Here is a 24,602-nt window from a genome sequence, read left to right on the forward strand (position 1 = left end):
AATTGACCGGCTTGAAAATCATCAGGGAGAGGTATTCAGTGCTAATTACCAATAACAGGTAGCCAACTAAATATACTTTTCACCAAGGAAATAATGCAGAGTGTATTTAATTTGGTACTACCTGTTTTAAAAGATTATTTATTGATACAAACTGATTTCGGCAAGGGCCGCAAACCTGTTTCCATCATGGGAGGAAATAGGCTTAAATCGAAAATACTTTAATGAAACTTGAGTTGGAAAATTAAAATCCTGTGGATTTGCAGAATTATCAAGCGAGAAATTCCCAATACTTTCCCAATTTTCACCATCTGTACTTCCCAGTATTTCAAATTCTTTAATTTTTCTCGAACCATTCCTTTGAACAATGGTGAGCCCTTTAACACTTTTAGATTCTTTAAGGTCAATCTTAATAAGGTGAGGATAGCTAAATTCTTTTTCGCAGGTTGTCCAGCAAGAATGCCAATAGGTGCTGTAATCATTATCTATGATTAAGCTGGCAAGCCCGTTTGTACCTTCTCCACTGGTTTCCTCTGAGCTAAACGCCAGAATTTCCCAGTTGGATTTATCAAGGTATTCATGCTCTACAGGTTCAGGCACCTCAGGTACTTCCAATTGAGTAAAATCTATATTCGGAGCATTCCCTTTGGTTGCTCTTTCAAAATAAACATCAGGGGCTGTATGGTCTTTAATAAAACCACAGTTTTGAAGGTAAAATGCTTCATTTTCTACACCTCCTGTAAAATCCAATCTGACTTTTTTTCGTCCTGTGGCATCTGCAGTAAATTTTGCTTTGGTAAGCTCATTCCATTTTCCATCACTATCAAATGCCCATTGATTATCATAAAAGGCTTTTCTTGAAATATTTCCGGTTTTTGTATTGAAGTTTTCCAAAAAGGAATGAAAACGGGTAAGGTAGGTATTGGTATAAGGTCTTCTAAAACTGGCAATCAATTTCCATTCTCCGACTTCCGGTGCAAAAAAATAGGCCGTAAAATCTGTAGAATTATTGCCGGCTGGTTCTCCCTTTAATAAAAATTTGTAGGTGTTGCCCGCTACCCAGTTGTATTTCAGGTAACTTTGTCCTCCTGAGCCTTCTCCCCCAAAAGCATTGATGGTTACCCCATCGCCATACCCTAATAATTGAACCTGATAATCTTCTGGAATTTCCCCTGGGTTATCCGTTACATAAGGGCTCCAAACTGAAAATAGTACCCTTCTTTCAGATTCACTATTAACCTGAATTCCAAAGTAACCTTCTCCAAACCCGTTTGACATAAAATATGAACCAATTACATCTTCACCTTCCGGCACTGTAATTTCATTGTAATACCAAGTGAAATCCTTATTTTCTGGTAAGGCATAGGACAGGTGGATAGATGGCCCTCTTCTTCCAAAATAAAAATCTTCTTCATTTTCAATAAAATGGACTTCTCCGGAAACCGCAGAGCCCCCAATAAGCACTTCTTGTATTTCCCCAAAACTATCAGATGCTTTCTCTATACCCTGAATTTCAATGAAGTGATAACCTGCAGATTCCAGGTTAAAATTACCCACTTCAATATCCTGGAAATTGGTATTGGATACCTGAATTTCCTTTGATTCTCCTCCCACAGAAATCTTGATAAGGGAGTTATTATCAGGAACTTTTATGTTTAATCCTACCTGCAGATTCCCGGACTGATTAGTCCAAAAATAGGTACGTATAACATCATCAGCGCTTTGCCAGTTATGGATTCCATTGTTATTGATGAGCTGTTCATTTTGAGTAATATTATTCAATACCCAACTGTTACCACCGGCTGGAATTCTATAGGAAAAATCTGTGAATTCTGTTTGTTGGTTATCCTGATCTGGGGAAAATAAAACAGTATCAGGCGCACATCCAAAGATGAAAGGTAAAAAGAAAAAGGTAAAATTAAATAGCATCAGGGAACTGGTTTTTTTCATTTATAAAGTGATAAATATAGGTGAATTAAAGCGTTTCAATTTTTTATTTGGTGATAAATAAAACCTTACAAAACTGCTTTCCCACTAAGTAAAACTGGAGGTTTTTCAGGTAAAGAAAAATTTGGAAAAACTCCTATACTGAATTTCATGAATGACTATTCATTCATTATCAGTAAGTTATCTTTTATGTCGATGAAGAAGTTAAAAATATTTTCAGGTGCTGTTACCCTCAAGATTAGCTTTTGAGATTTTGGTGAGTAGGGTTAAAGAATAGGTACAATGTTGTGTAATCAAAAGTGAAAGTCCCAAAGTAAAAACTCTGGGACTTATCCTTTTTAATCATTCTGAATTAGTGTTGGTTGCGCATTGATCTGGCTTTCCGGAATGTATTCAATTACCCTATTATCAGTTGGTTCAACTTCAAAATAAGGATTGTTGCCATTCAGGTGAGTACCAGGATAATGTCTGTCCATCACTTTGTTATTTCTAAAAACATCAAATTTTCTGTGGCCTTCATAGGCAAGTTCTAATCTTCTTTCATCCAAAACCACATCCAGTAACTCTTTGCCTTCCGGGAATTCCGCAGCAGAATTGTATGCAGGAATACCTGCTCTTTCTCTAATAATATTAATATTTTCCAAAGCAGAGGCAGTATTGCCTAATTTAGCAAAAGCTTCAGCTTTATTGAGATACAATTCTGCTAATCTTGAAACTACTGGCGACCATAAATGAGGTACATCTTCCTGTTGAGAAGCTTTGAGGATATAAAATTTAGGATATCCATTTCTCTTATCCATGTCAAAGTCTTTCACAAGGGCGATTTTTTCATTGGAATCATTCAGGTAATAATACTTAGTCAAATCACCAACTTCTTCTGAAAGTACCTCATAATTGGTATCTCCATCTGTAAAATAGGTCTTACCGCTTTCTTCAAAAGTTAGTCTGAACTGGTATTTAAAAGTGTCATCAATCCAGTAAACTACAGGAATCTTATTTCCATCATTATCGGTTAAATATTGTGGGTCAATAAAGCTTCTTCTTACATCCTCAGGGTTTTGATCAATTAATGATAAATAGGAGTTTGAAGCATACATTTCACCCCAGCCAGCTCCCTGGATATTGGCGTATAAGCTTCCCACAGTATACCATCCATGGTTATAATCTGATTCTTCCAGATATTTAAAACAGAAAATAGTTTCAGAGTTATCATCTGGGTTCATATTGAAATAACCGGGCAGGAGATTAGTAGAAACCAGTGAATAATTGCCTGATGAAATTACCTTGTCAGCATATTCAATGGCTTTCTGGTTGTCTTCCATGTATAAATAAACCCTTGATAACAATGCCTGAGCAGCCTCCTTGGTAGCATATGAATTGCTTTTTGTAAGGGTCATTAAGGATTCTGCTTTTAATAAATCCTGTACCACCTGATCGTATACTTCACCTACGGTATTTCTATCGGGAAGATCATCAATTTCCGCAGAAGTTTTAAGGGGTACACCCAGGTTTGATGTTCCCTGAGAATAGGGCCGGCCAAAAACATTCACCAGCTGAAAATATATTAAAGCCCTTAAGTAGTAATTTTCACCAATTAAGTGGTCCATTTCAATAGTTTCCCCTTCGGTGGCCAGTTCAATTACTTTGTTGCATCCAACAACCGCCTTATAACCTGCTGACCAAAAATTATTAGCTCTTCCACTGGTGGTAATATTTTGGTAGTTATAGGAATAAAACAAAGGATCAGTTGTCGTTCCACTTAACGAAACATTGTCTCCAGGGTACTCTGAAAGACGATGCAATTGAGGGGCAAACCCGTTGCCATCAGCATCTCCTTTTAATAGGGCATAATTACCAAGAGTCGCTGATTCTAATCCACCTTCTCCACCGAATAATTCTTCGGAGGCAATGGAGTCATAAGGAAATCGCTCTATATCACAGGCAATTAATAAAGTTGCCAGTAGAATGGAAAAAATATATTTATTCATCATTTTTATTCTGATTTTTTAAATTAGAAAGTAAGGTTTAAACCAAGTGATAATCGCTTAGCAACAGGGTAAAGAGAACTGGAATAGCCTTGTCCGTAACTAGAGTTCACACCTACCTCAGGGTCCATTCCGGAATAACCCGTGAAAGTCAATAAATTATCTCCAGACACATATAGCTCAAGGTTTCTTATTCCGGCATTTCCTATCAGATTTTGTGGGAAAGCATAACCAAGCCTTACGTTCCTGAGTCTTAAATAGCTTCCATCTTCTAAATATCTGGAAGAAGTTTTATTGGATAAATTGTTACCTCCGAATAAAGCTCTTGGGTGTGTAGCCACATCACCAGGCTCCTGCCATCTGCTCCATCCATCAGCAAGCTCCTGTTGGTTGTAAGTTGGATAGGCTCCATCAGAGTCGTAAAGTTCTCTGCTTGAATTATAAATTTTCCCACCTTTTGTGAAGGCAAAATTTGCACTCAGTGATATCCCTTTATAAGACATACTTGAAGAAAATCCACCGTAGAAATCTGGGGATGCAGTTCCAACAATTTGTTTGGTAGCCGCATTGTAATCAGTGGTAACAGATGTTTCACCTGTTGTCTCATCAACTACTTCCCACAAAGGGTCTCCGGTTTCCGGATCAACACCTAACCATTTTCGCATAAACCAGGAATTGAAGTCTTCCCCAACTTGTGAAACTTTCACACCTCTGTCAATATCTTGTCCTTCAAAAAGTTCGGTCACTTCATTTTTGTTGACACCTATATTCCCACTTACGGTCCAGGAAAATGTATTTTGATCTCCGGTAAAAATATCATAAGATACTAAAGCTTCGAATCCTTTGTTTTGAACCCCACCTATGTTTTCCCAATAGCCTGAATATCCACTGGTAGATGGTAAACTCACATAGTAAAGCAGGTCTGAAGTGTTTTTATTATAGTATTCAAGTGTTAAACCTACTTTGTTGAAAATCCTGGTATCCAAACCAATGTTAGTCTGGTAGGATTTTTCCCAGGCCAAATCATCATTTCCTAATTGAGAAGGGGTAGTTGCTGGAAATCCATCATAAGTAGTGCTTAAACTATAAAGGTCGTATTGCGGATATAGTGAACTTGGCCTGTTACCTACTGCTCCATAACTTGCCCTCAGCTTCAACTGATCGATTTGATCTACATCGAAAAAGCTTTCATTATGGATATTCCATCCGGCACTTGCTGAGTAAAATGTTCCATATTGGTTGTTTTTTCCAAAATTTGATGCACCATCCCTTCGGATTGAAAACTGGGCTAAATAACGGTCATCAAAAGCATATTCAAAATTGAATAGCAGAGATTGTAGCGCATAATCGTTAGTAGTTCCCGATACATTTCCTGGAGTAGCAGTATTATCCAGGATTTCAGTACCTGAAACTATTCCGTAGCCAGTAGCACCGGTACTTTCATATTTGTAGTCATTATATTCATAGGCAACCAATGCATTCAGACTATGGCTTCCAAATACTTTGGAATATTTTACCATTTGGTTGGTAAAGGTGGTGATCCTTTTAGCAAATGATTTATATAATTGACCGTTGTTGGCTTCACCTGAAATAGATTTTGGATCAGTATAAGACATTCCATCACTATAATACAAGGTTACCCCATTTGTGGAAATGAACCTCAGGTTTGGCAATATCTCATATTCAAAATCAAAGTTTGAAAACATGTTATAGGATTGTCCCTTGCTGTAGTTCCATTGCAGATCATATAAATAATTGCTTTCATCTCTACCATACCAATCCACACCACTTGCTTTGGGGTTGATTACTTCTCCATCAGCGGTATAGGGATTGTCCCATGGCAAATAGGTATACATGGAATACAGTGAGTGTTGCTGGTTGTAATTCTTGGTGTAGTTTACATTCACTTTTGGTTTTAATACCAATTTGTCATTTACCTGATAATCATGGTTTAACCTAAAGCTTAACCTGTTATAATCATAACCTTTTACAGTACCTTTTTCATCATAATAACCTAGAGAAATATAGGTTTTTGATTTATCGGTGCCTGCGGTAAATGCCAGTGAATGATCCTGGGTAAGACCAGTTTGTGTTCCATTGGCGAACCAGTCAAAATCATTGGCCAATACATCTTCAGAAAACCAGTCTGGAATATTGTCCTGATTGCCAAATTGTAAATAATAATCATACAATTGCTGAGAATTCATCACTTTAAAATTCCCGTTATTAAAATTAGCAGATCCTATTCTCGAAGAAATGGTTAAAGAGCTTTTGCCTTCTTCTGCCTGTTTGCTTGTCACTACGATTACCCCATTTGCTCCTCTTGAACCATATAAGGCTGTGGCTGAAGCATCTTTCAATACAGAAATAGAGGCAATTTCATTAGGGTTGATATTGGGCACACCATGAACAATTACCCCATCTACTACCCAAAGCGGACTAACACTACCGTTCATTGAAGTGATACCCCTGATTCTTATGGAAGGGCTTGACCCGGGCTGACCGGAACCCTGAATAACCTGAACACCTGCTGCCTTTCCTTGTAATAGGTTTGACACATTGGGGGAAGTTACATCTGTAAGCTCATCTGCATCGATGGTGGCCACAGAAGCGGTTACTTCAGATTTTTTCTGAGAAGTATAACCTACTATAATTACTTCTTCCAGTTCTTCCAAATCAGGCACCATAGCCACATCAATAACGGATTGATTTAATACCTGAGCTTCATAAACTTCAAAACCAATGTAGCTAAATTGTAAAGTGGCATCCTCTGGTGCAGAGAGAGAATATTTCCCGTCAAGGTCTGTAGTGGTCCCCTGAACCGTACCTTTTATAACAATGCTAACCCCTGGTAAAGGGTCTCCATCTGCTTTGGAAGTGACTGTTCCTTTAATGAGGGATTGTACCGGTGTTACTTTGTTGGTGGTTGCTTCTGGTAGGCTAGACCTTTTGGCAATCATATCCTGCGACCAGGCTATTTGGCCCATCAGTAAAATTAGTCCGGTAAGAAGGAGGGTCTTACCTAGTAATAATTTAGTCATTTAGATTAGATTTAAATGTGAAAAAAAATAATTTTTTGCTACCCTTTTCTGAGGATGAATGTTTAAATTTTGATATTAATCGTAAAAGATAGGGTGAAAAATCAGTCAAGATAGGGGTAAAATTTCGGCTAAAAACCTGCCTATCTCGCAGATAGGCTATAAAAGCAGGTTTTTTCAAAAAAAATCCGTATTAATTTATTGTAAATAAAATATTAGAGTCCTATTAAGGTGAAATTTACTTTTTAAGGAGGAGGCTAAATTGCTGTGAATTCAGCTTTACCTTAACATGATTAGACTAATTTTCGGTTTTTTATGAACCTTAAAGGAAATAGGATAAGGGAGAATAATAAAATGAGCATTTGGAATATTTAAAGTGATCTACTTACTCAGTTTGGTAATATTAAGGCAAAGGTACCTTAATTTTTCCAATCTTGTCCGGGTAAACTTTAAAGGGATTGGGGAATTTTTGGCAATTCTGTCAGGTTGGGATGTTGACCTGTACCTCCCTGCCTGTTAAATTCATCTCCATAAATTGCGGTTTGTGTTTTGAAACCTCCATTAAATAAAAAGAACTCTCCATTTTTCACGCCACCTCCATAATCCTGTCTTTCCTTTTTTCCTGTTTCATCATGGGAAAAATAACTTTTAGTTAACTCTATCCAATCTCCTTTGGAAGTCCTTACCCACGGGTTACTAAAAGTAGCCTTTCTTTCCAGCTCCCCATTCTCCCCTTCAAAGTTTTCTACAAAGGCGTATAAATTATTGAGATATTTCCCATCCTTAGGGGTTTTAAATTTGGCTACAAGTTGCCACTGGCCAGTTTCCGGGCCCAGGAAATATGCAGTATGAATTGTGGAAGTGCCTTTTGGCTCAGCATGTATTAGGAACTTATATGTGATTTCAGTACTCCAGTCATATTCCATAAGGCAATGGTTACCAGTTCCTTCTATGGCAAATTTCTCCTCAAATACATTTTTGCCTTTGGCTAGAAGTTTTACTTTATCTTCATCTTTCACCTGGCTTGTATCAATGGTTTCATTTCCACTATCCCATACCGAAAAGATTATTTTTCTTTCTGTGGGGCTAATCACCTGCATACCAAAATACCCTCGATGAAATCCACAACTCATAAAATAGGAATTGACAGGGTCCATGCCTTTAGGAACACGAATTTCATTATAAAACCATTCTATTTCCTGCCCATTTTCAATTGGATATCTCAAGTGGACTGAAGCTGCATTTTTTCGGGGTTTGGAATTAAAGAGGGCCTCTCTGGCAATTTCACCGGAAAGTACGAAAGATTTAATGTCAGGAAATTGCCTGCCATTTTTATCAATTCCTTTCAGGGTAATTTCATAGTACCCAGGTTTAGGAATAGAAAACTCTCCAATCTTTTGCTGTTGATAATCAGCTGATTTGTTAAAGTTAATAACTTTACTTTCCCCGGCTAAAGTAATATGAAGCCTTGCAGATTCGGAATGAGGTAGTCTGGATAAGAGGTCCAGGTTTATAGTGCCTGTTTGATTGAATTTGACATATATTTTAATTTCGGGGGATTTTTCTTTCCAATTTATAATTCCGTCTGTTTCGCTTATTGAAACCGATGGAGATTCCATTGGAGAGATATAAGCGGTAAAGGCTGGTACAGATGTTTGGTATATTGTAGGCCTGGAGTTGGATGCTGGGACTTCTTCAAAAAAGAATAAGTTCCCTATTTTTCCACAGGAACTGGTTGTAAATAAAATTAGTAAAAAGAAGTAGATTTCTTTTTGCATTGGATATATAAATTTGTTCAATCACTTTTAGAATAATTGAATAGGTTGATTGGTTTTTACCAATCTCAAAAAATACTATTACTCAATTTTTCTTTTAAATTTTTCAACATATCACTGGAAAGTTTATCCAGATCGAAATTAGGCTGCCATCCCCAATCTTTTTTAGCGGCTGAGTCATCAATATTTGACGGCCAGGAATCGGCTATTTGCTGTCTAAAATCCGGGGAATAGGTTATGGTAAAATCCGGAATGGATTTTTGAATGACTTTTGCCAGGTCTTCTGGAGAAAAACTCACCGCACCAATATTATAGGAAGACCTGATTTTTATATTTTCCTTTGGCGCATCCATTAAATCAATAGTGGCTTTAATTGCATCTGGCATGTACATCATGGGCAAAAAAGTCTCCCTATTTAAAAAACAATTGTAAGTGCCTGTTTCAATAGCCTGATAAAAAATATCCACTGCGTAATCTGTAGTCCCACCGCCAGGCAAGGTTTTATTGCTGATAAGCCCGGGATATCTTAAGCTCCTCACATCAATTCCATATTTTTTGAAATAATATTCACATAACCTTTCCCCAGCCAGTTTAGTGATTCCGTACATGGTATCTGGCTCAGTTACTGTATGTTGAGGTGTATTTTCTTTTGGAGTGGTTCTGCCAAAAACTGCAATGGAGCTGGGCCAGAAGATTTTATTGATTTGGTATTTTCTAGCAGCTTCCAAAATGGTAATCAAACTGGACATGTTCAGGTCCCATGTGAATTGTGGATCGCTTTCACCTTTTGCAGAAAGCAGTGCGGCCAAATGGAAAACCTGTGTGATTTGGGCATTGGCAATCACCCTTTCCAAATCAGCTTTCTGTGCCACATCTAATTTGATGAACTGGCAGGGAAGTGTTGATTTTGGCAGATTGATATCAGAGGCTATTATATTTTCAACACCATATTTTTTACACAAAGAAATGGTCAGCTCAGTTCCAAGCTGACCATTAGCACCGGTAATAAGGATTTTTTCCATATTGTATGGGATAGTGATGAAGTTTGTTTATTGGTTAAGGTTTTACGTATTTATGCAAACAAATCATAGCTGGTAAACTATATCTCTTTGTTAATATTCACCATTCAGGGCAAAAATTGGTTTGTTCACCATCCATTGACCACGGGTGAAATCTGGAAAATCCACTGAATTACTGCCATCGGCAATTGACTTTTCTGATAATGGGGTGATCGCACTCCAGGCAGCAGCATCGTAAGTATCCATTGGAGTTGGAGCTTTTCTTTTGATAGATTCTACAAATGCATGTACCACAAACCAGTCCATACCGCCATGTCCGGCTCCTTCCGCTTTATGACCATGGTTTTTCCATAAATCATGCTTGTTTTCTTCAAAATATTTGTCCGTGCTTTCCCAATGATGCGCTGGGCTAACTCCCTCAATATGAAGGGATTTGTTGACATCCATCCAGATTCCTTTTGTTCCCTGTACCCTGAATCCTAAGGAATATGGCCGGGGTAGGTTTGTATCGTGAGAGACAATGATTGATTCCCCATTAGCCGTTTTGATCACTGTGGTAATGACATCCCCCAATTTGAATTTAACTTTAGCATTTGGGTGGTTTTCTCCTCCATTTTCCACAATGTAATTATGCAATCCTCTGGCTTTTGTTGCAGTGGAAGTTAAAGAAATAAATCGATTGCCTCTGTTGATATTTAAATATTCCGCCACAGGACCAATCCCATGAGTAGGGTAAATATCCCCATTTCTGTTTACTGAGTGTAAAGTTCTCCATTTAGCTTCTGAATATCCTTTCTCCCCAAATTCTACTCCTTTTCCATATGCCGATTTCCCATCATTAAATTTTACGCCTCTTAAATCGTGCTGGTACCCACATTCTGTATGAATCAACTCTCCAAACATGCCTTTTCGCACCATATTCAATACCGCCATCACATCTGGGCGATAACACACATTTTCCAGAATCATACAAGGCATACCAGTTTCCTCATAAGTATTGACCAAATCCCAGCATTCACTAAGCGTATTGGCAGCTGAAACTTCTACGCCAGCATATTTTCCAGCTTTCATGGTAGCTACAGCCATTTTGGTGTGCCATAACCAGGGAGTGGCGATAATTACGCCATCAATATCATCCCTGTTCAGCATGTTCTTAAAATCCCACTCGTCTTTACCATATACCGCAGGCTCTTTTTTACCAGCTTTTTTGATGATCTCCTTTGCTTTCTCAATACTTTCAGGATCGATATCGCAAATGGCGGTAATGGTCACATCATCTCTGATAGCAGCCAAAGAAACATGGTTTCTACCCCTCATACCTGTCCCAATAAAACCCAGTCTGACTTTTCTGTCATCTTTTCCAAATAAAATATTTGGGGCTCCAAGGGAGGCCACTAGTCCTGCTGCCGCAGTATTTTTTACAAAATTTCTTCTAGTAATGTTATTTTTCATTTCATTAATTATAATGGTTGAAGTAAATATTTTTAAGGTTTTATATTTCCAATTATCTTAAAGTATATCTTTTGTTCTATTGGTATAGCTTAAATTTTTATCTTAAAAGTACGGTTGTATTTTCACTAATTCCATTGCTTAAAAGGTAGAATCAGGTCATTATCATTTTTAAGCATAGAAATCATCTATCTGCCACGAAAATGAGGTTTATCTCTGAAAATTGAGGGTAAAAATCCGTCTAATTGGGGGTAAAATTTCGTCTATTCGGAGAGTGAAATTGAAAAAATTGGATAAAGGATTCCCAAATTAGTTGGTGTGGTTTTTTAATTCTTGTAAATAGGCCGATGGAGATTTGCCAAACTGCTTTTTGAAACACTTGCTAAAATACTTTGCATCGTTAAACCCTATCTGATAAGCGACCTCTGCAACGCTTAAGGAACCCTCTTTGAGCAATAATGTGGCTTTCTTTAGCCTCACAATTCTAATGAAGTCACTCACTGGTTTTCCTGTAAGGGCAAGACATTTTCTATATAAAACTGAGTGACTCATACTTAAATCTTTGGCTAATCTTTCAACCTTAAAATTGGGATCGTCCATATATTTCTCAATAGAAGCCACTAAATCCTTGATAAATTTTTCATCAGGGGCATTTTGTGGTACTGGCTGTGGGGTGGAGAGTACTTCTCTTCTGAAAAATTTCATGGCCCTTTTACTATTGCCTAAAAGATTTTTTACCTTAAGTTTTAATACTTCTTCTTCAAAAGGTTTGGTAATATAATCCTCAGCTCCTGTTTCCAATCCTTCAATTTTGAATACTGAAGAAGACCTTGCTGTGAGCAAAATCATGGGGATATGGCTTGTCCTGATGTCATTTTTTAAAATGGAAGTCATCTCAATGCCATCCATAATGGGCATCATTACATCGCTAATAATGAGGTCAGGTAATATTTTTCTGGCCAGTTTAAGTCCTGTTTCTCCATTTTCCGCAACTTCAATATCAAATTCTTCCTCAAAAATATGCTTTAAATAATCTCTTACTTCCGGATTATCTTCCACTATAAGTAAAGAGTTATGATCATTGACGGCTTGTTTTTTATGAATGATTTTTTTGCTATTGGAAGATTTATAGGGCCCAAGATTAGGCTCTTTAATGATAGGGTTGGGATTGCTAAATAATTTTTCTTCGTTGGATAAGTGTTTTTCACCCAGTGGTAATGAAATAATAAATTCTGTACCTTCCCTTTGTGCAGAAAATGCCCTGATCTGGCCGTGATGGAGATTGATTAATTCGTGGCTCAAAGAAAGCCCAATTCCAGATCCTCCTTTTATTATTCCCGATTCTGTCTGATAAAACATATCAAAAATATGTGGGAGGTCATTTTCAGGGATACCAATCCCATTATCTTTAATGGAAATTTCCACCCAATCTGTAGCCCCTTCTTTTTCCTTTACCCTTACTGATATTTTAATTGAACCTCCATCAGAAGTGAATTTAAATGCATTTGAGAGCAGGTTAAAAATCACATGTTCAATTTTCTCATCATCAAACCATAACCCTTCAGGTTTTTCACTTACCTGATAGACCAGTTGGATATCGCGTTGTCTGGCAAGTTCCTTAAATGAAAGAATGATTTCCTCAAGCAATGCCAAAAGGTCTCCTTTACGGGCTTTGAGCTGAAGCTTACCAGCCTCTTTTTTCCTTAAATCAAGCAATTGATTGGTAAGCCCAACAAGGCGTTGTGCATTACTTTTTATGGTTTGAAGATAATTATTCACCTTCGGGTTTTCATAGGTGGATTCAATGATTTGATCGATGGGGCCCATAATCAGGGTAAGAGGTGTCCTGATCTCATGAGACATTTTGGTGAAGAAATTGAGTTTCATCTGATTGATTTCATTCTCTTTTTCTCTTGAAAGTTTCTCTAAGGCCAGGTTACTTTTAAGTTTTGACCATAAAAACACATAGCGATAGGAGAGAAGCAAAGTGGTAATTCCAACTAAAAAGTATATCAAATAGGCCAGGTTTGTTGCCCAAAATGGTTTGGCTATAAAAATTGAAACAGAATGTGCTTGTGCGGTCCATTTTTTTATTCCATCGGAGGCCATAACCTGAAAGGAATATTTTCCCGGGGGAATGTTGGTAAAGTTGGCTGTTCTTTCTTTTCCTACATATTGCCATTCCTTTTGAAATGGAAAAAGCCTATAGGCAAAATCATAAGAAGGGCTTGGAAGATCATCAAGGCTTGTATACTCAAAAGTAAAAGATGACTGATCATATTCCAGATTAATATTTTCAGCAATTTCAATGGATTGTTCCAAAGGTTTCCCTTTGCCAATTTCAACGGTCTGGTTCAGTATTTTAAAGCTGGAAAAAATAAGTTTGGGAGCTTCTTTATCTAGTTTCAGGTTTTCCGGAGAAAAAATATTGTACCCATGTACCCCTCCAAAATAAAGCCTTCCCAAATCATCCTTGAAACTTGCCCTTTTGATAAAATTCACACCCTGCAAACCTGAAGACTTATTGATAATGTCCACTATTTTAGTTTCGGAATTATACCTGGCCAGCCCATTGTTGGTACTGATCCAGGCGTTTCCGGCCTCCTCAAACAAAATTGATTTGATATCATAACTTGGTAAGCCTTCTTCCATACCCAGATAAGAAAAAGATTGGGTTTTTGGATTTAGAATGCTGAGGCCATTGTTATAACTTCCAATCCACAAATCTCCATTTGGAGCCTGATTGATCGTACAAATTCGATTGCTGCAAATGCCTGATGGGTTATTTGTTTCTTTTCTGTAGTTTTTGAAATTCCCATTTCCCTCATAAAGAAAAAGTCCTCCACCAATGCTTCCTAACCAAATATTTTGATCTTTATCTTCAAAAATTTCTACAATAATCTCACAATCCAGTTGGGAATTGGAATAATTGAAACTTTCAATGAGGTGGAGGTTTTCATCTACCACAAACAGGCCGTGATCAGAGCCTATCCATATCTTTCCCTGGGAATCCAGCAAAATATTTCTGATATCACTGCCAATATCATAGCCCTGTTTCAGCATTTCTTCATGGGCTGAAATAAAAGTTTTTCTATCATTTTTGAGAATAGACAGGCCATTATTATAAGTAGCTATCCAGATATTTCCCCTGGTATCTTCCAACAAATGTTGGATATAATTACCGGAAATGCTATTAGGGTCTTTTTCATTTCTGGAGTAATGTTTAGATTCCTGTCCGGCATGGGAGAAAAAATTTAGTCCGCTGCCATCAGTACCAATCCAGGTATCTCCCTTCCGATCAACCAGGATCGATAACACACGGGTGGGAAACTGATCTGTAGAACCATAATGGTATACGATCTCAGGGTTTTTCTTTTGCAAAAAATTTATACCACCAAAGTTATTTCCAAACCAAAGGTTACCCTGTGCATCCTCCATTATACTAATCACAGAATTACTGCTAATGGAAGAAGGGAAATATTTGTGATGCAAAATAGTTTCAAATCCGGATTCGTCTTTTTTTAGTTTATTAAGCCCTCCACCGTCAGTTCCCACCCAAAGGTTTTGGGAACTATCTATAAATAGCTGAAGAATTACATTGGAACCGAGGCTATGTGTATTGCCGGTCTGATATGTGAAAAGCGTTGATTGTTTGGTTTGAGGGTAATATTTCACAAGTCCACCCCGGCCGGTACCCAGCCATAAATAATTCTCATCACTTTGTTCAATATCTACTATCCCTCCCAAAACATTTTCAGGATGGGTGATGTGATTAAATTCCTCATGAAAGGTTTCATTGGTAAGATCTAAATAATAAAGCGCATTTTCAGTTCCTACCCACAGTCGGTTAGGATCACCGGCCAACAGGGCAAGAATATCCTGAGAGAAAACACCTTTTTCTAAAATAACAGGATAAGCTACAAAGCTTTTTGATTCTTCATCAAACCGGAATAAGCCTCTTCTGGTTGTTCCTATCCAGATGTTCTGGTTTTGGTCTTCAGTAATGCAATTGATGGTATTGCTTAGAAGCCCTACCGAATCACTTTCCAAAAACCTGGAAAATATTCCGGTATTATAATCATACTGGTAAAGGCCACAGGATTTTCCACCCATCCAAATCCTTCCTTTACTGTCTTCAAAAATTGTTTTTATGCTTTTTACCGCATTATAAATTGGTTTTTGATTTGCGAAATCTATTTGTTTGAAGGAGTACCCATCGTAGCGGTTTATTCCAATATCTGTACCCACCCAGATAAAACCCTTACTATCTTGAATAAGCGCATTTATCCTTGTTTCTGGTAAGCCTTTATTTTGGGAAAAATGTATGAATTCATAGTTTTCCTGACAATCTCCATTATAAGAAATAATTAAAAACAGACAGATGAATAGGTAAAGTCTTTTCATAAACTACCAGCCCTAAATTGTTTAATGTTGAGTGGTTTGGTTGCTTTTATAAATAAGTTTGGTTGCCAACAAAAACGATCACTAATGAGTGAAAAAGGTAAGGTGGTTATTACACATTCATAGGAAATAATCTGCTAAGTTATGCTAAGGCTGGCGCTTCTCCAAAAATAGTCCTGAGGGATGGTTTTGTAAGAAAAAAATGGCCTTTTTCCAGATCAATTTAATAATCACAAAAAAATTAAGGTAAGATAATTTGATTACTTAGTGGAGAATAGCGATTTTTCCGCTTCCATCATTCTTGATAAAATTCAATTGAAAATGCTTTTTAATTTTAGAAAATTATCTATAATCCTCATATTCCTTAATTTATGCTTTGGGTTTTCTTTCTTTTCAAATGCTCAAAGGAATGAAACAGATAAACCGAATGTCATTCTGATAATGGCAGATGATCTTGGTTTTGAAACCCTGGGCTGTAATGGTGGTGAAAGTTACCAGACGCCCAGATTAGACAAATTGGCTAAAGAAGGGATGAGGTTTGAAAATTGTTTTTCCACCCCCCTTTGTACCCCCTCAAGAGTTCAGATTATGACTGGGAAATATAATTTCAGGAATTATATCGGATTTGGTTTACTGGATTCTAATGAGAAAACTTTTGGACATTATTTTCAGGAGGCTGGTTATAAAACCTGTATTGCCGGAAAATGGCAATTGTATGGAAATGCCCGGCAGCAGGAATTGGCTGGAGGAAGAACAGGGACACTTCCAAAAGATGCCGGATTTGATCAATATTGTTTGTGGCAGGTAAAAGACAGGGGAACACGTTACAAAAACCCAACGGTAGAAATCGAAGGTAAAGGCTTACAGACTTATGAGGATGGCTATGGTCCTGATGTTTTTGTGGATTATATTGAATCATTTATTGAAGAAAATAAAAACCAGCCCTTCTTTGTTTATTTTCCCATGTGCCTTACTCATGATCCTTTTGTCCCCACACCAAATTCAGCTGAATTTGATGGTTTTGACAGCCAAAGTAAAACCAATGATCCACAATATTTTGGGGAAATGGTGAACTACATGGATCAGTCCGTGGGAAGACTGGTGGACAAAATTAACGCTTTGGGCCTGGGGGAAAATACCCTGGTTTTATTCATTGGTGACAATGGTACCGATAGAGATGTCACCTCCCAGTGGAAGGGAAAGTCCATAAAAGGGAATAAGGGATTTACCACCGATGCAGGCACGCATGTCCCCTTTATTGCAAGCTGGCCTGGTACCATTGAAGCTGGAAGTATTAACCCTAATTTGATCGATTTTACCGATTTTTTGCCGAGTTTGCTTGATATCTCCGGACAAAAAGAGATAAAAAAAAAGATTCAAATAGACGGAAAAAGTTTTTATCCCCAACTGCTAGGAAGGAAAGGAAAAGGCAGAGAATGGGTTTTTTGCCATTACGATCCAAATTGGGGAAAATTTGAGCCTAGCAGATATGTTCAAAATACCAAATGGAAACTTTATGGCTCCGGGGAAATTTATAATTTAGAGGTTGATCCGGAGGAGAAGAATCCCCTTTCAAAAAGCGAACTTCCTCCAAAAGGAAAATCAGTTATTTCGGAATTTGCGCAGGTTTTGGAAAAGCTTCAATGATAGAATATCAAAATTAGAGAAAGCTTTACATTGCCTGTGGGGAAAACTATTTCATCTAAGAGTAATAGGTAAACTAATGTCCAGTTCTTCATCAGCCTTTTGAAGGGACAGCCTTCATGCCATAAACCATTGGTACAACTTGATAAAAAGATAACTGATGTGATTCAATTTACTCTCCGGAAGTATTTAACCTTCCGGAGAGCTGTATGATTGGTGGCTTTTTTACTTCTTATGATGCCCTGGTTCCCAAATCAGACGAACAAAAGAGCTTAATCTCTCATTTTCCCTGCTCACGGGAATTCCCGCCACAATTCCAATCAACAAGTTATCTGCAATACCTAATCGCATTTGAGGTCGCATGGTCATGTCAAAATCCCCATGATCAAAAGTTTTGTTGAATTCAATACCAATAAAGTTTCTTGTACCGGTAATCATGTAGTGAAAACTAGTATTGATGTCGTAAGTGGTGTGGATTTTATTCGTGCTGAAATTCTGCTCAATTATTGGTCCTGTGTAAATTAGGGAATGGAAATTATTCCCCCAGCGTTTGGCTATTACGAAAAAAGGATTGTATACATTTCCTTTAGTGAAAGGTTTCCCAAAGTTTCTAAATTCGGATAGTTCAAACTCGTTGATGTAACCCAGGGCCATGGAAGTGGCCATGGGCTCACTTACAAAAAATGACCATTGAACAGCGACTTTAATGCTATTCAATAGATTGGAAGGAACTGAATCTCTCTCAGTGCCATTTACCGGTGAATAAAAGGTAAAGGGTAATTCTACTTCTAAACCCAATCTGTCTATGGGTGCCCATTCGTATTCTATTAAGGCCTCATAAGAATCAAATTTTAATTTATCAGTGAGCCCCAAACCCAGGTTCCATTCTTTTTCCCCTTTCCTTGCCCCCAAGTCCCGAATCAGGTCAATATAGAGGGGTTCAGCATGTAAAACTTTATCAGGGTTTTTATGGTTTTCCACCTGTTGGATGTAAAGGCTGTCTTTTTCGGCATCAGTAATTTGCGCAAGGCTATAAGTGGAGAATGTCAATAGTAAAATTGACATCAATATATATTTTATATTCATTTTTAATTTGTTTTTAAGCATTAGAAATTGGTCCCGCTTCCATTTTAGAAAGGGGATTTAGTCAGGTCTAAAAAAACAAATCAAATCCTGGGAGGGGGAGTATCAAGCTTTTGAAAGCCGCTGGCCAGAAAAAATCTATAAGCAGGAAATTCCTGCTTTTTTTTCTCAGCTATTGAAGGTTTTATAGTTAAACAAAAGGTATTAAGGGCAAAGAGATCTATTTTAACATTAATTTCCCTGCTATGGTCCTGTGTATCCGGATCATCATATTCTTTAATGGCATTTTCATTTCCCAGAATTTTCTCCACCACAATTTCCACAATACTTTCCTGATCGTTAAATGATAAATCCTCGGGAATGTGTTCAGGATGCGGATCTGCGGTATCCACACTGATGTTGAGCAGGTAAAGTCCCATAAATCCCCAAAGGAATCTGGTAAAGATGCTATTTCTTATTTGATTGATCACGGCTCAAAATTACACCAGATCTATTTTTTTTCATATGGCTGATAATGGTTAAAACTAAAATAAATTAAATTTAGCTTATCACCAGAAAAAAATCTTCCCCTGATATTTTTTGCTCTGGAATTATCTCGTGTCGCTTTAATTGAGAATAATTGAAAATCTCTGTCCTGGAAATTTCAAATTTTGAGGAGGGGAAAACTAATTTTCCCCTCACTTCAGTGGGCTTAAAGGTTAACGCCCGGTCTGGTCCGGTTCGGTTATTTTATTTGTTGGAGTGCAGGCCAATTCGATTGCCTTCAGTATCCGTAAATTGGGCAAAGAAACCAAATTCACCAATATCTGTTTTGGGGATAAGCATTTTCCCACCAGATTCCTCAACCCGGGAAGCCTGAGTCGAAACATCTTCACAAGAAAAGTATATTACAGTACCATCAGCACTTGGGGTGGTCTCATTCGACTGAACCAAACACCCTGCAGATCCTATTTTGTCAGGCTCACCGAACATATACATTTTACTATCTGGCATTTCAATGAATTGAAATTCTAAATCAAAAACTTTAGCATAAAAGTTCTTGGCTCTTTCAAGATCTGTTGTGGCGATCTCAAACCATTGTACCGGGTTTTTCATTTTTTGGTTGTTTTAATTGATTGAAAAATTGCGATTCAAATTCTATGTAAGTTAGTTCAACTATGGTTTTTGTCAAAGACAATCAGGAGTTGTAATAAAGTGTTAATGTGCTTTTAATACTGACTATGATGAAAGCAAAAGTTTCAGAAATTAATCCCTCATGCTAAATGAAGTTAAGACAGTTTCTATATTTTTCCTAATCCTCTATGGCTTCAATGCCCTGATCAGCAAGTTTGGCAAGTCCGTCTTTCATTGTTTTGATTTGTTCCGGGGAATGGCCTTGCCACACCGTAATTTCCCCTACTACTTTAAATGGAAATTTTGAACGGTAAGACATGGTAGGATTTCCGGGAAATTTTTTGTCTGTTAAATTAGGGTCATCTTCTATTGCACCAGTGGGCTCTACTAAATAAATTCTTTCAGGCTTTTCGCCTAAAGCAAGCTCAGCTCCCCAAATCGCAGCATCCAGGGTAGCAGTCAGATAGATATATTTTGCCCTGTTTTTTTTGCCGTAATTGGAATGAATCCCTGGCTCAATAAATTCTCCAATTTTGAGCGCTGCTTTAGTGCCGTGAAAGTAGGTTTGGGCAAAAGGGGTTTGGGCAGTTGGATTGGTTTGCAGGTTTCTTTTGTGTTTTTCCATTATTGAAAAGTTTTAGCTTTGAGGTTTAGTTATGTGTTGGCTGTTTATAGTATACCGCAAGGTTACCAAAAAATCTACAATATAAATTTAAAGCATAGGAAAGGATTTATGCTTAAAAGATCTTTATAATTTAAGCCTGAGTAATTTGAAATTACTTCAATATGGATATTTATTTCCGAGATTTGGATACTTTATGGTCAATTGAAGGGAAGAACTTTGTTATGTAATCAAAAAATAAATTATTATGAAACAAAGAAAGCTGGGAACTCAAGGACTAATTACTCCACCAATAGGTTTGGGTTGTATGGGCATGACAACCTTTGCCGGAGGAGATATTTATGGTAAATCAGATGAAAAAGAGGCAATAGCCACCATTCATCGATCATGGGAGTTGGGAGGGAACTTTCTGGATACTGCTGATATGTATGGCCCCTTTTTAAATGAACAACTCATTGCCAAAGCTATTGGTGGAAATCGGGATCAATACAACATTGCCACCAAATTTGGAGTGGAAATAGATGACAGTGGCCAGATTACCTGGGCTATAAATGGCAAAAAGGACTATGTGAAAAAAGCGGTTGAACGTTCGCTCAAAAATCTGAAGACAGATTATATCGATTTGTATTATTTACATCGCTTGGATAAGAATACTCCAATAGAAGAGACAGTTGGAGCAATGGCTGATTTGGTGAAAGAAGGCAAGGTGAAATACATAGGACTTTCCGAAGTGTCTTCAGAAACTATCAGAAAAGCCCATGCGGTTCACCCATTATCTGCTGTTCAGACGGAATATTCTCTTTTTGAGCGTAGTGTGGAAGGAAGAGGAATAATGGATACTTTGGATCAATTGGGCATTACCCTGGTGGCTTATTCTCCATTGGGTCGTGGATTTTTGTCTGGTAAGTTTCAGTCGCCTGAGGATTTTCCTGAAAATGATTTCAGACGAACTGTACCTAAATTTCAAGGGGAACAATTCCAAAAAAACCTTGAATTATTAAATGAAATTCAGCGAATGGCTGGGGAAAAAGGGATTACAAACACTCAATTGGCCCTGGCCTGGACCATTGCCAAAGGCGCCTTACCCATTCCTGGAACAAAAAGAATTAGTTATTTGGAACAAAATATAGCGGCTACTTCCATTTCATTGTCTCAGAAGGATTTAGACCGGTTAGAAAGCATCATACCTATCTCCACAGAAACGGGAGACAGGTACAATGATATGAGTTCAATTGATTAACCAAACCATAGGAAAAACAGCTGTATTGTTTCAGCTGTTTTTCTTAAATTAGAAATATGAATAAGAAAGTTTCTCCACCCTTGGTCATAGAATCAATTCCTAAACTGCATAAACATTTTGGCATAAAAAGCCCGGAACATCCCCTGGTAAGTGTGGTTGATTTGAAGGATGTACCTCCTTGCTGTGGAATTTCAGACGAAGCTATTTCACATCATTTCTATACCATTTCCATAAAGAAGAACGTAAAGGGAAAATTCCGCTACGGACAACAATATTACGATTTCGATAAAGGGGTAATGACCTTTTTAGCACCAAAACAAATCCTTAAAATAGAATTGGAAAATGATTCAGTGGGAGAGGGTTTTATGTTATACGTGCATCCCGATTTCTTTCAAAAATATCCTTTGGCTGCAAAGATTAAGGAATATGGTTTTTTCTCCTATGCCGTAAATGAAGCTTTGCATTTATCCGAAACTGAGGATAAAATGATAAGCAAAATGTTTATGGATATCAGACATGAAATCCATACATCAATTGATAATTTTACCCAGGACCTCATTGTTTCCTATATCGATTTATTGCTTAATTATTCCAACCGTTTCTACAACCGTCAATTCATTACAAGAAAAGTGGTAAACAATGATATTCTGGTCAAATTGGAAAATCTGCTTCATGCTTATTTTAACCAGAATGAATTCCCGGAAAAGGGACTGCCCACGGTGCAATACATTTCCGAAAAACTGAATATTTCACCCAGTTACCTGAGTGATATGCTGCGTCACCAAACCGGAATGAGCACAAAGCATCATATTCAAAATGTACTCATAGAAAAAGCGAAGGAATTTTTGTCTATCACTGATTTATCCATAAGTGAAATTGCCTATATGTTGGGGTTTGAATATCCGCAATCTTTCAATAAACTTTTTAAAAACAAAACAAATCAAACGCCATTACAGTACAGACATTCCTTGAATTAAAATCTTCTATTGCCAAAGGAGAAAACCGGCTGGTTTGATGACTGCTGCCTTTTCATAATCAAAAGCATTAGTTTTTTCTCTTCTATTTCTGAGGGAATCCAAAACCTTTATTGATTTTTTTCCGTGGGAAATTCAACTGATTCCCTAAAAAGATTTATTCTATTTTCTCTAATTTGGCGGTTGCGGTAAATTTATATTCTTTACTTGAGGTTTTTGTGGTATGGAATTTTCCATTTATTTCCAAAATTTCGCAAAAAAGGGTATCGATTATCATATCTGGATATCTGTCTGTTCCTGCAGTTACTCTTCTTTTGAAAAGTTTATATTCGCATTCATTTGACCATTCAATATCGAATTCGGAAACTAACCCCGATTCCTCAATTGTTTCAGATTGATGAGTTTCAGTTCGCTTGATAATGTGGGTTGTCCCATCTTCGCCATGCAATCTGAATGTCCCGGTTTTCAGGTTCTCGCAGTCCATGGAATCACAATTGGATATCAGAAAAACTAAAATAACCAGAAGAAAATGAGATTTCATATATAGCTTGTTTTTAGGCACAAAGTGGATTTTTTTGGAAATTCCGACTAAAATACAAAGAATTTGATAATCATAATTGATTTTCAACTATGTCATTTTCGGAAGGAAGTGGTTACTCCTCAGCCCATCTGGTTTTCTGAATAATGTCAAATTTGACTTCCACATCATTTGCCTGTTTTGCCACTGTTCTGCTTGTTCCCCTGTCAACGATAGCTTCCAGTTCTTTCTTTAAGGATTCTGCCACCTCCGGATAATCTTCCAATACGTTTTGTGCTTCATGAATATCCTCCTTCAGGTTATAAAGTTCAACTTTTGCCGGTTTGCCTCTCGACAAATCTAGTTTCTCTTCTGGAAGCCGATAAACAATTTTCCAGCCTTCATTATTGCGAAACGCAAATTCCCCATCTACAGAATGGCTGACTAAATTCTCTCTTTTTGATTTTGATTCCTGACCTAAAAGCACTGGTAGTATACTAAAACTGTCTTCCCCTTCATTAGCCGGAGTTGGCTCGTTTTTAATTAAATCATGAACCGTAGCATAAACATCCGTTAGACACAAAAGCTGGTTGCTGGAAGAGGCAGGTTGAATTTTCTTGGGCCATTTCGCAATAAAAGGGACCCTGTGACCACCCTCCCAAATATCTCCTTTATGACCGCGATACGGTCCACTGGGCATATGTCCGGCATTCACAAGGTCATTCCAGCCTGTATAATGGGAATGGCCGTTATCGGCTGTGAAAATAATTAGAGTGTTCTCTGAAATTCCTGCTTTTTTAATCGCATTTAGCAACTCACCAACGGACCAGTCTGTTTCCATTACAAAATCGGCAATTGGAGCAATACCACTTTTTCCTTTAAAATTATCGGATGGTGATACGGGTTCGTGCGGAGAAGTCATGGAAAAATAAAGAAAAAATGGTTCTGTCTTCTTGCTTTGCTCATGAATATATTTTACTGCCCTGTTTGTAAGTTCCGGTAGTATATTTTCAAACTTCCAGCCAGGAGCCATAGGCATATTATCGAATACTTGTGGCATAAATTCGCCCTCAAAATCTTCCTTTTTATACAGGGAGGTAGGTTGAACAAGAATCCGGTCATTTTCTATAAATGTGAAAGGTGGAAAATTGGGGACGTGAGTGCCGAAATAATAATCAAAACCATGCTCGGTTGGTCCTCCTTTAATGGGTTTTGTGAAATCCCAGTTGTATTTTCTTAGCTCATTTTTCCTTTCAATCCTTTCGCTCTCATGTTCCCCTTCCCAATGCCAACCCAAATGCCATTTCCCAATACAAGCAGTGGCATATCCATTTTGTTTTAGTATTTCAGGTAAAGTAGTTCTTTCTTTTTTGATTAAAGGCGGTTCATAACAGGCCAGCACCCATTCCTGTAGAGGAGTTCTCCAATTGTACCTTCCGGTAAGTAATCCGTAGCGGGTGGGTGAACAAACTGCCGAGCTGCTATGGGCATCCAAAAAACTCATTCCTTCATTTGCCAGATTATCAAGATTTGGTGTGGGTATTTTATTTTCAGGATAATGGGCCTGGATATCACCTACCCCAAAGTCATCTGCCAATATTAAAATGATATTAGGTTTTTGGGTGACATTTTGGTCTTTTTCTGTTTTACAATTTGATAATAAAATCAATACAGACAGGCACATTAAATTTATTTTTAATGTGTTCCCTAGCGTCAATGCCTGTTTTTTGCTTCGATTAATAAAATTCATTGATTTTTTATTTTGCTGCTTCTGATAGGTGAGTAGTTTCAGAAATGC

General features: G+C 37.5%; 16 protein-coding genes. 3 read left to right on the forward strand and 13 right to left on the reverse strand.

Annotated elements, in window-relative coordinates:
- Positions 1 to 138: 138 nt before the first annotated feature.
- The 7 genes from A3EM_RS41545 to A3EM_RS0104665 form a co-directional block, all read right to left on the reverse strand.
- Positions 139 to 1,947, reverse strand: coding sequence for a DUF3472 domain-containing protein (locus A3EM_RS41545; protein ID WP_020527007.1), 1,809 nt, complete (start codon positions 1,945 to 1,947; stop codon positions 139 to 141).
- A 335-nt stretch (positions 1,948 to 2,282) separates the two neighbouring features.
- Positions 2,283 to 3,935 (reverse strand): RagB/SusD family nutrient uptake outer membrane protein, encoded by a 1,653-nt coding sequence (locus A3EM_RS0104640; RefSeq protein ID WP_245576485.1) that lies wholly within the window; start codon positions 3,933 to 3,935, stop codon positions 2,283 to 2,285.
- 20 nt (positions 3,936 to 3,955) lie between these two features.
- Entirely contained in the window at positions 3,956 to 6,970 is a 3,015-nt protein-coding gene (locus A3EM_RS0104645; protein ID WP_020527009.1) for a SusC/RagA family TonB-linked outer membrane protein, read from the reverse strand.
- 446 nt (positions 6,971 to 7,416) lie between these two features.
- Positions 7,417 to 8,745 carry a DUF3472 domain-containing protein gene (locus tag A3EM_RS41550; RefSeq protein ID WP_020527010.1) on the reverse strand — a complete coding sequence of 443 codons (1,329 nt, stop codon included), beginning with the start codon at positions 8,743 to 8,745 and terminating at the stop codon, positions 7,417 to 7,419.
- Positions 8,746 to 8,810: 65 nt separating this feature from the next.
- The gene (locus tag A3EM_RS0104655) at positions 8,811 to 9,764 is read right to left on the reverse strand and encodes an NAD-dependent epimerase/dehydratase family protein (RefSeq protein WP_020527011.1); all 954 of its coding nucleotides are present in this window, start codon (positions 9,762 to 9,764) and stop codon (positions 8,811 to 8,813) included.
- Between the two features lie 90 nt (positions 9,765 to 9,854).
- Positions 9,855 to 11,213, reverse strand: coding sequence for a Gfo/Idh/MocA family oxidoreductase (locus A3EM_RS0104660; protein ID WP_020527012.1), 1,359 nt, complete (start codon positions 11,211 to 11,213; stop codon positions 9,855 to 9,857).
- A 306-nt stretch (positions 11,214 to 11,519) separates the two neighbouring features.
- Entirely contained in the window at positions 11,520 to 15,614 is a 4,095-nt protein-coding gene (locus A3EM_RS0104665; protein ID WP_020527013.1) for a hybrid sensor histidine kinase/response regulator transcription factor, read from the reverse strand.
- Positions 15,615 to 15,932: 318 nt separating this feature from the next.
- Here A3EM_RS0104665 and A3EM_RS0104670 point away from each other — a divergent pair, with 318 nt between their 5' ends.
- On the forward strand, positions 15,933 to 17,258 hold the full coding sequence (locus A3EM_RS0104670) for a sulfatase family protein (protein ID WP_044237582.1): 1,326 nt from the start codon (positions 15,933 to 15,935) through the stop codon (positions 17,256 to 17,258).
- A gap of 222 nt (positions 17,259 to 17,480) precedes the next feature.
- On the opposite strand, the gene A3EM_RS0104675 is transcribed toward A3EM_RS0104670, so the two are convergent.
- The 4 genes from A3EM_RS0104675 to arr form a co-directional block, all read right to left on the reverse strand.
- Positions 17,481 to 18,341: an HAEPLYID family protein gene (locus A3EM_RS0104675; RefSeq protein WP_026210098.1), complete on the reverse strand. Its 861-nt coding sequence runs from the start codon at positions 18,339 to 18,341 to the stop codon at positions 17,481 to 17,483.
- A gap of 80 nt (positions 18,342 to 18,421) precedes the next feature.
- Positions 18,422 to 18,808 (reverse strand): hypothetical protein, encoded by a 387-nt coding sequence (locus A3EM_RS0104680; RefSeq protein WP_026210099.1) that lies wholly within the window; start codon positions 18,806 to 18,808, stop codon positions 18,422 to 18,424.
- Between the two features lie 259 nt (positions 18,809 to 19,067).
- Positions 19,068 to 19,433, reverse strand: coding sequence for a VOC family protein (locus A3EM_RS0104685; RefSeq protein WP_020527017.1), 366 nt, complete (start codon positions 19,431 to 19,433; stop codon positions 19,068 to 19,070).
- A 196-nt stretch (positions 19,434 to 19,629) separates the two neighbouring features.
- A complete protein-coding gene (arr, locus tag A3EM_RS0104690) occupies positions 19,630 to 20,076 on the reverse strand; it encodes an NAD(+)--rifampin ADP-ribosyltransferase (RefSeq protein ID WP_020527018.1) in 447 nt (148 codons plus the stop codon).
- A 244-nt stretch (positions 20,077 to 20,320) separates the two neighbouring features.
- On the opposite strand from arr, the gene A3EM_RS0104695 reads away from it, so the two are divergent.
- Positions 20,321 to 21,313 (forward strand): aldo/keto reductase, encoded by a 993-nt coding sequence (locus tag A3EM_RS0104695; protein WP_020527019.1) that lies wholly within the window; start codon positions 20,321 to 20,323, stop codon positions 21,311 to 21,313.
- Positions 21,314 to 21,369: 56 nt separating this feature from the next.
- The gene (locus tag A3EM_RS0104700; RefSeq protein WP_020527020.1) at positions 21,370 to 22,290 is read left to right on the forward strand and encodes a helix-turn-helix domain-containing protein; all 921 of its coding nucleotides are present in this window, start codon (positions 21,370 to 21,372) and stop codon (positions 22,288 to 22,290) included.
- 154 nt (positions 22,291 to 22,444) lie between these two features.
- On the opposite strand, the gene A3EM_RS0104710 is transcribed toward A3EM_RS0104700, so the two are convergent.
- Together A3EM_RS0104710 and A3EM_RS41555 are read right to left on the reverse strand one after the other, a co-directional pair.
- Complete coding sequence (locus A3EM_RS0104710) at positions 22,445 to 22,828, reverse strand: hypothetical protein (protein ID WP_020527022.1); 384 nt, start codon at positions 22,826 to 22,828, stop codon at positions 22,445 to 22,447.
- Between the two features lie 112 nt (positions 22,829 to 22,940).
- Positions 22,941 to 24,554, reverse strand: coding sequence for a sulfatase family protein (locus A3EM_RS41555; RefSeq protein WP_063745006.1), 1,614 nt, complete (start codon positions 24,552 to 24,554; stop codon positions 22,941 to 22,943).
- Positions 24,555 to 24,602: the final 48 nt, after the last annotated feature.

The organism is Flexithrix dorotheae DSM 6795, assembly GCF_000379765.1.
GTDB lineage: Bacteria > Bacteroidota > Bacteroidia > Cytophagales > Flammeovirgaceae > Flexithrix > Flexithrix dorotheae.

Coding starts and splice junctions, on each gene's coding strand:
- A3EM_RS0104700 (WP_020527020.1), top strand. CDS start 21,370: ATGAATAAGAAAGTTTCTCCACCCTTGGTCATAGAATCAATTCCTAAA.
- A3EM_RS0104640 (WP_245576485.1), bottom strand. CDS start 3,935: ATGATGAATAAATATATTTTTTCCATTCTACTGGCAACTTTATTAATT.
- A3EM_RS0104660 (WP_020527012.1), bottom strand. CDS start 11,213: ATGAAAAATAACATTACTAGAAGAAATTTTGTAAAAAATACTGCGGCA.
- A3EM_RS41555 (WP_063745006.1), bottom strand. CDS start 24,554: ATGAATTTTATTAATCGAAGCAAAAAACAGGCATTGACGCTAGGGAAC.
- A3EM_RS41545 (WP_020527007.1), bottom strand. CDS start 1,947: ATGAAAAAAACCAGTTCCCTGATGCTATTTAATTTTACCTTTTTCTTT.
- A3EM_RS0104670 (WP_044237582.1), top strand. CDS start 15,933: ATGCTTTTTAATTTTAGAAAATTATCTATAATCCTCATATTCCTTAAT.
- arr (WP_020527018.1), bottom strand. CDS start 20,076: ATGGAAAAACACAAAAGAAACCTGCAAACCAATCCAACTGCCCAAACC.
- A3EM_RS0104675 (WP_026210098.1), bottom strand. CDS start 18,341: ATGAATATAAAATATATATTGATGTCAATTTTACTATTGACATTCTCC.
- A3EM_RS0104710 (WP_020527022.1), bottom strand. CDS start 22,828: ATGAAATCTCATTTTCTTCTGGTTATTTTAGTTTTTCTGATATCCAAT.
- A3EM_RS41550 (WP_020527010.1), bottom strand. CDS start 8,745: ATGCAAAAAGAAATCTACTTCTTTTTACTAATTTTATTTACAACCAGT.
- A3EM_RS0104665 (WP_020527013.1), bottom strand. CDS start 15,614: ATGAAAAGACTTTACCTATTCATCTGTCTGTTTTTAATTATTTCTTAT.
- A3EM_RS0104655 (WP_020527011.1), bottom strand. CDS start 9,764: ATGGAAAAAATCCTTATTACCGGTGCTAATGGTCAGCTTGGAACTGAG.
- A3EM_RS0104645 (WP_020527009.1), bottom strand. CDS start 6,970: ATGACTAAATTATTACTAGGTAAGACCCTCCTTCTTACCGGACTAATT.
- A3EM_RS0104695 (WP_020527019.1), top strand. CDS start 20,321: ATGAAACAAAGAAAGCTGGGAACTCAAGGACTAATTACTCCACCAATA.
- A3EM_RS0104685 (WP_020527017.1), bottom strand. CDS start 19,433: ATGAAAAACCCGGTACAATGGTTTGAGATCGCCACAACAGATCTTGAA.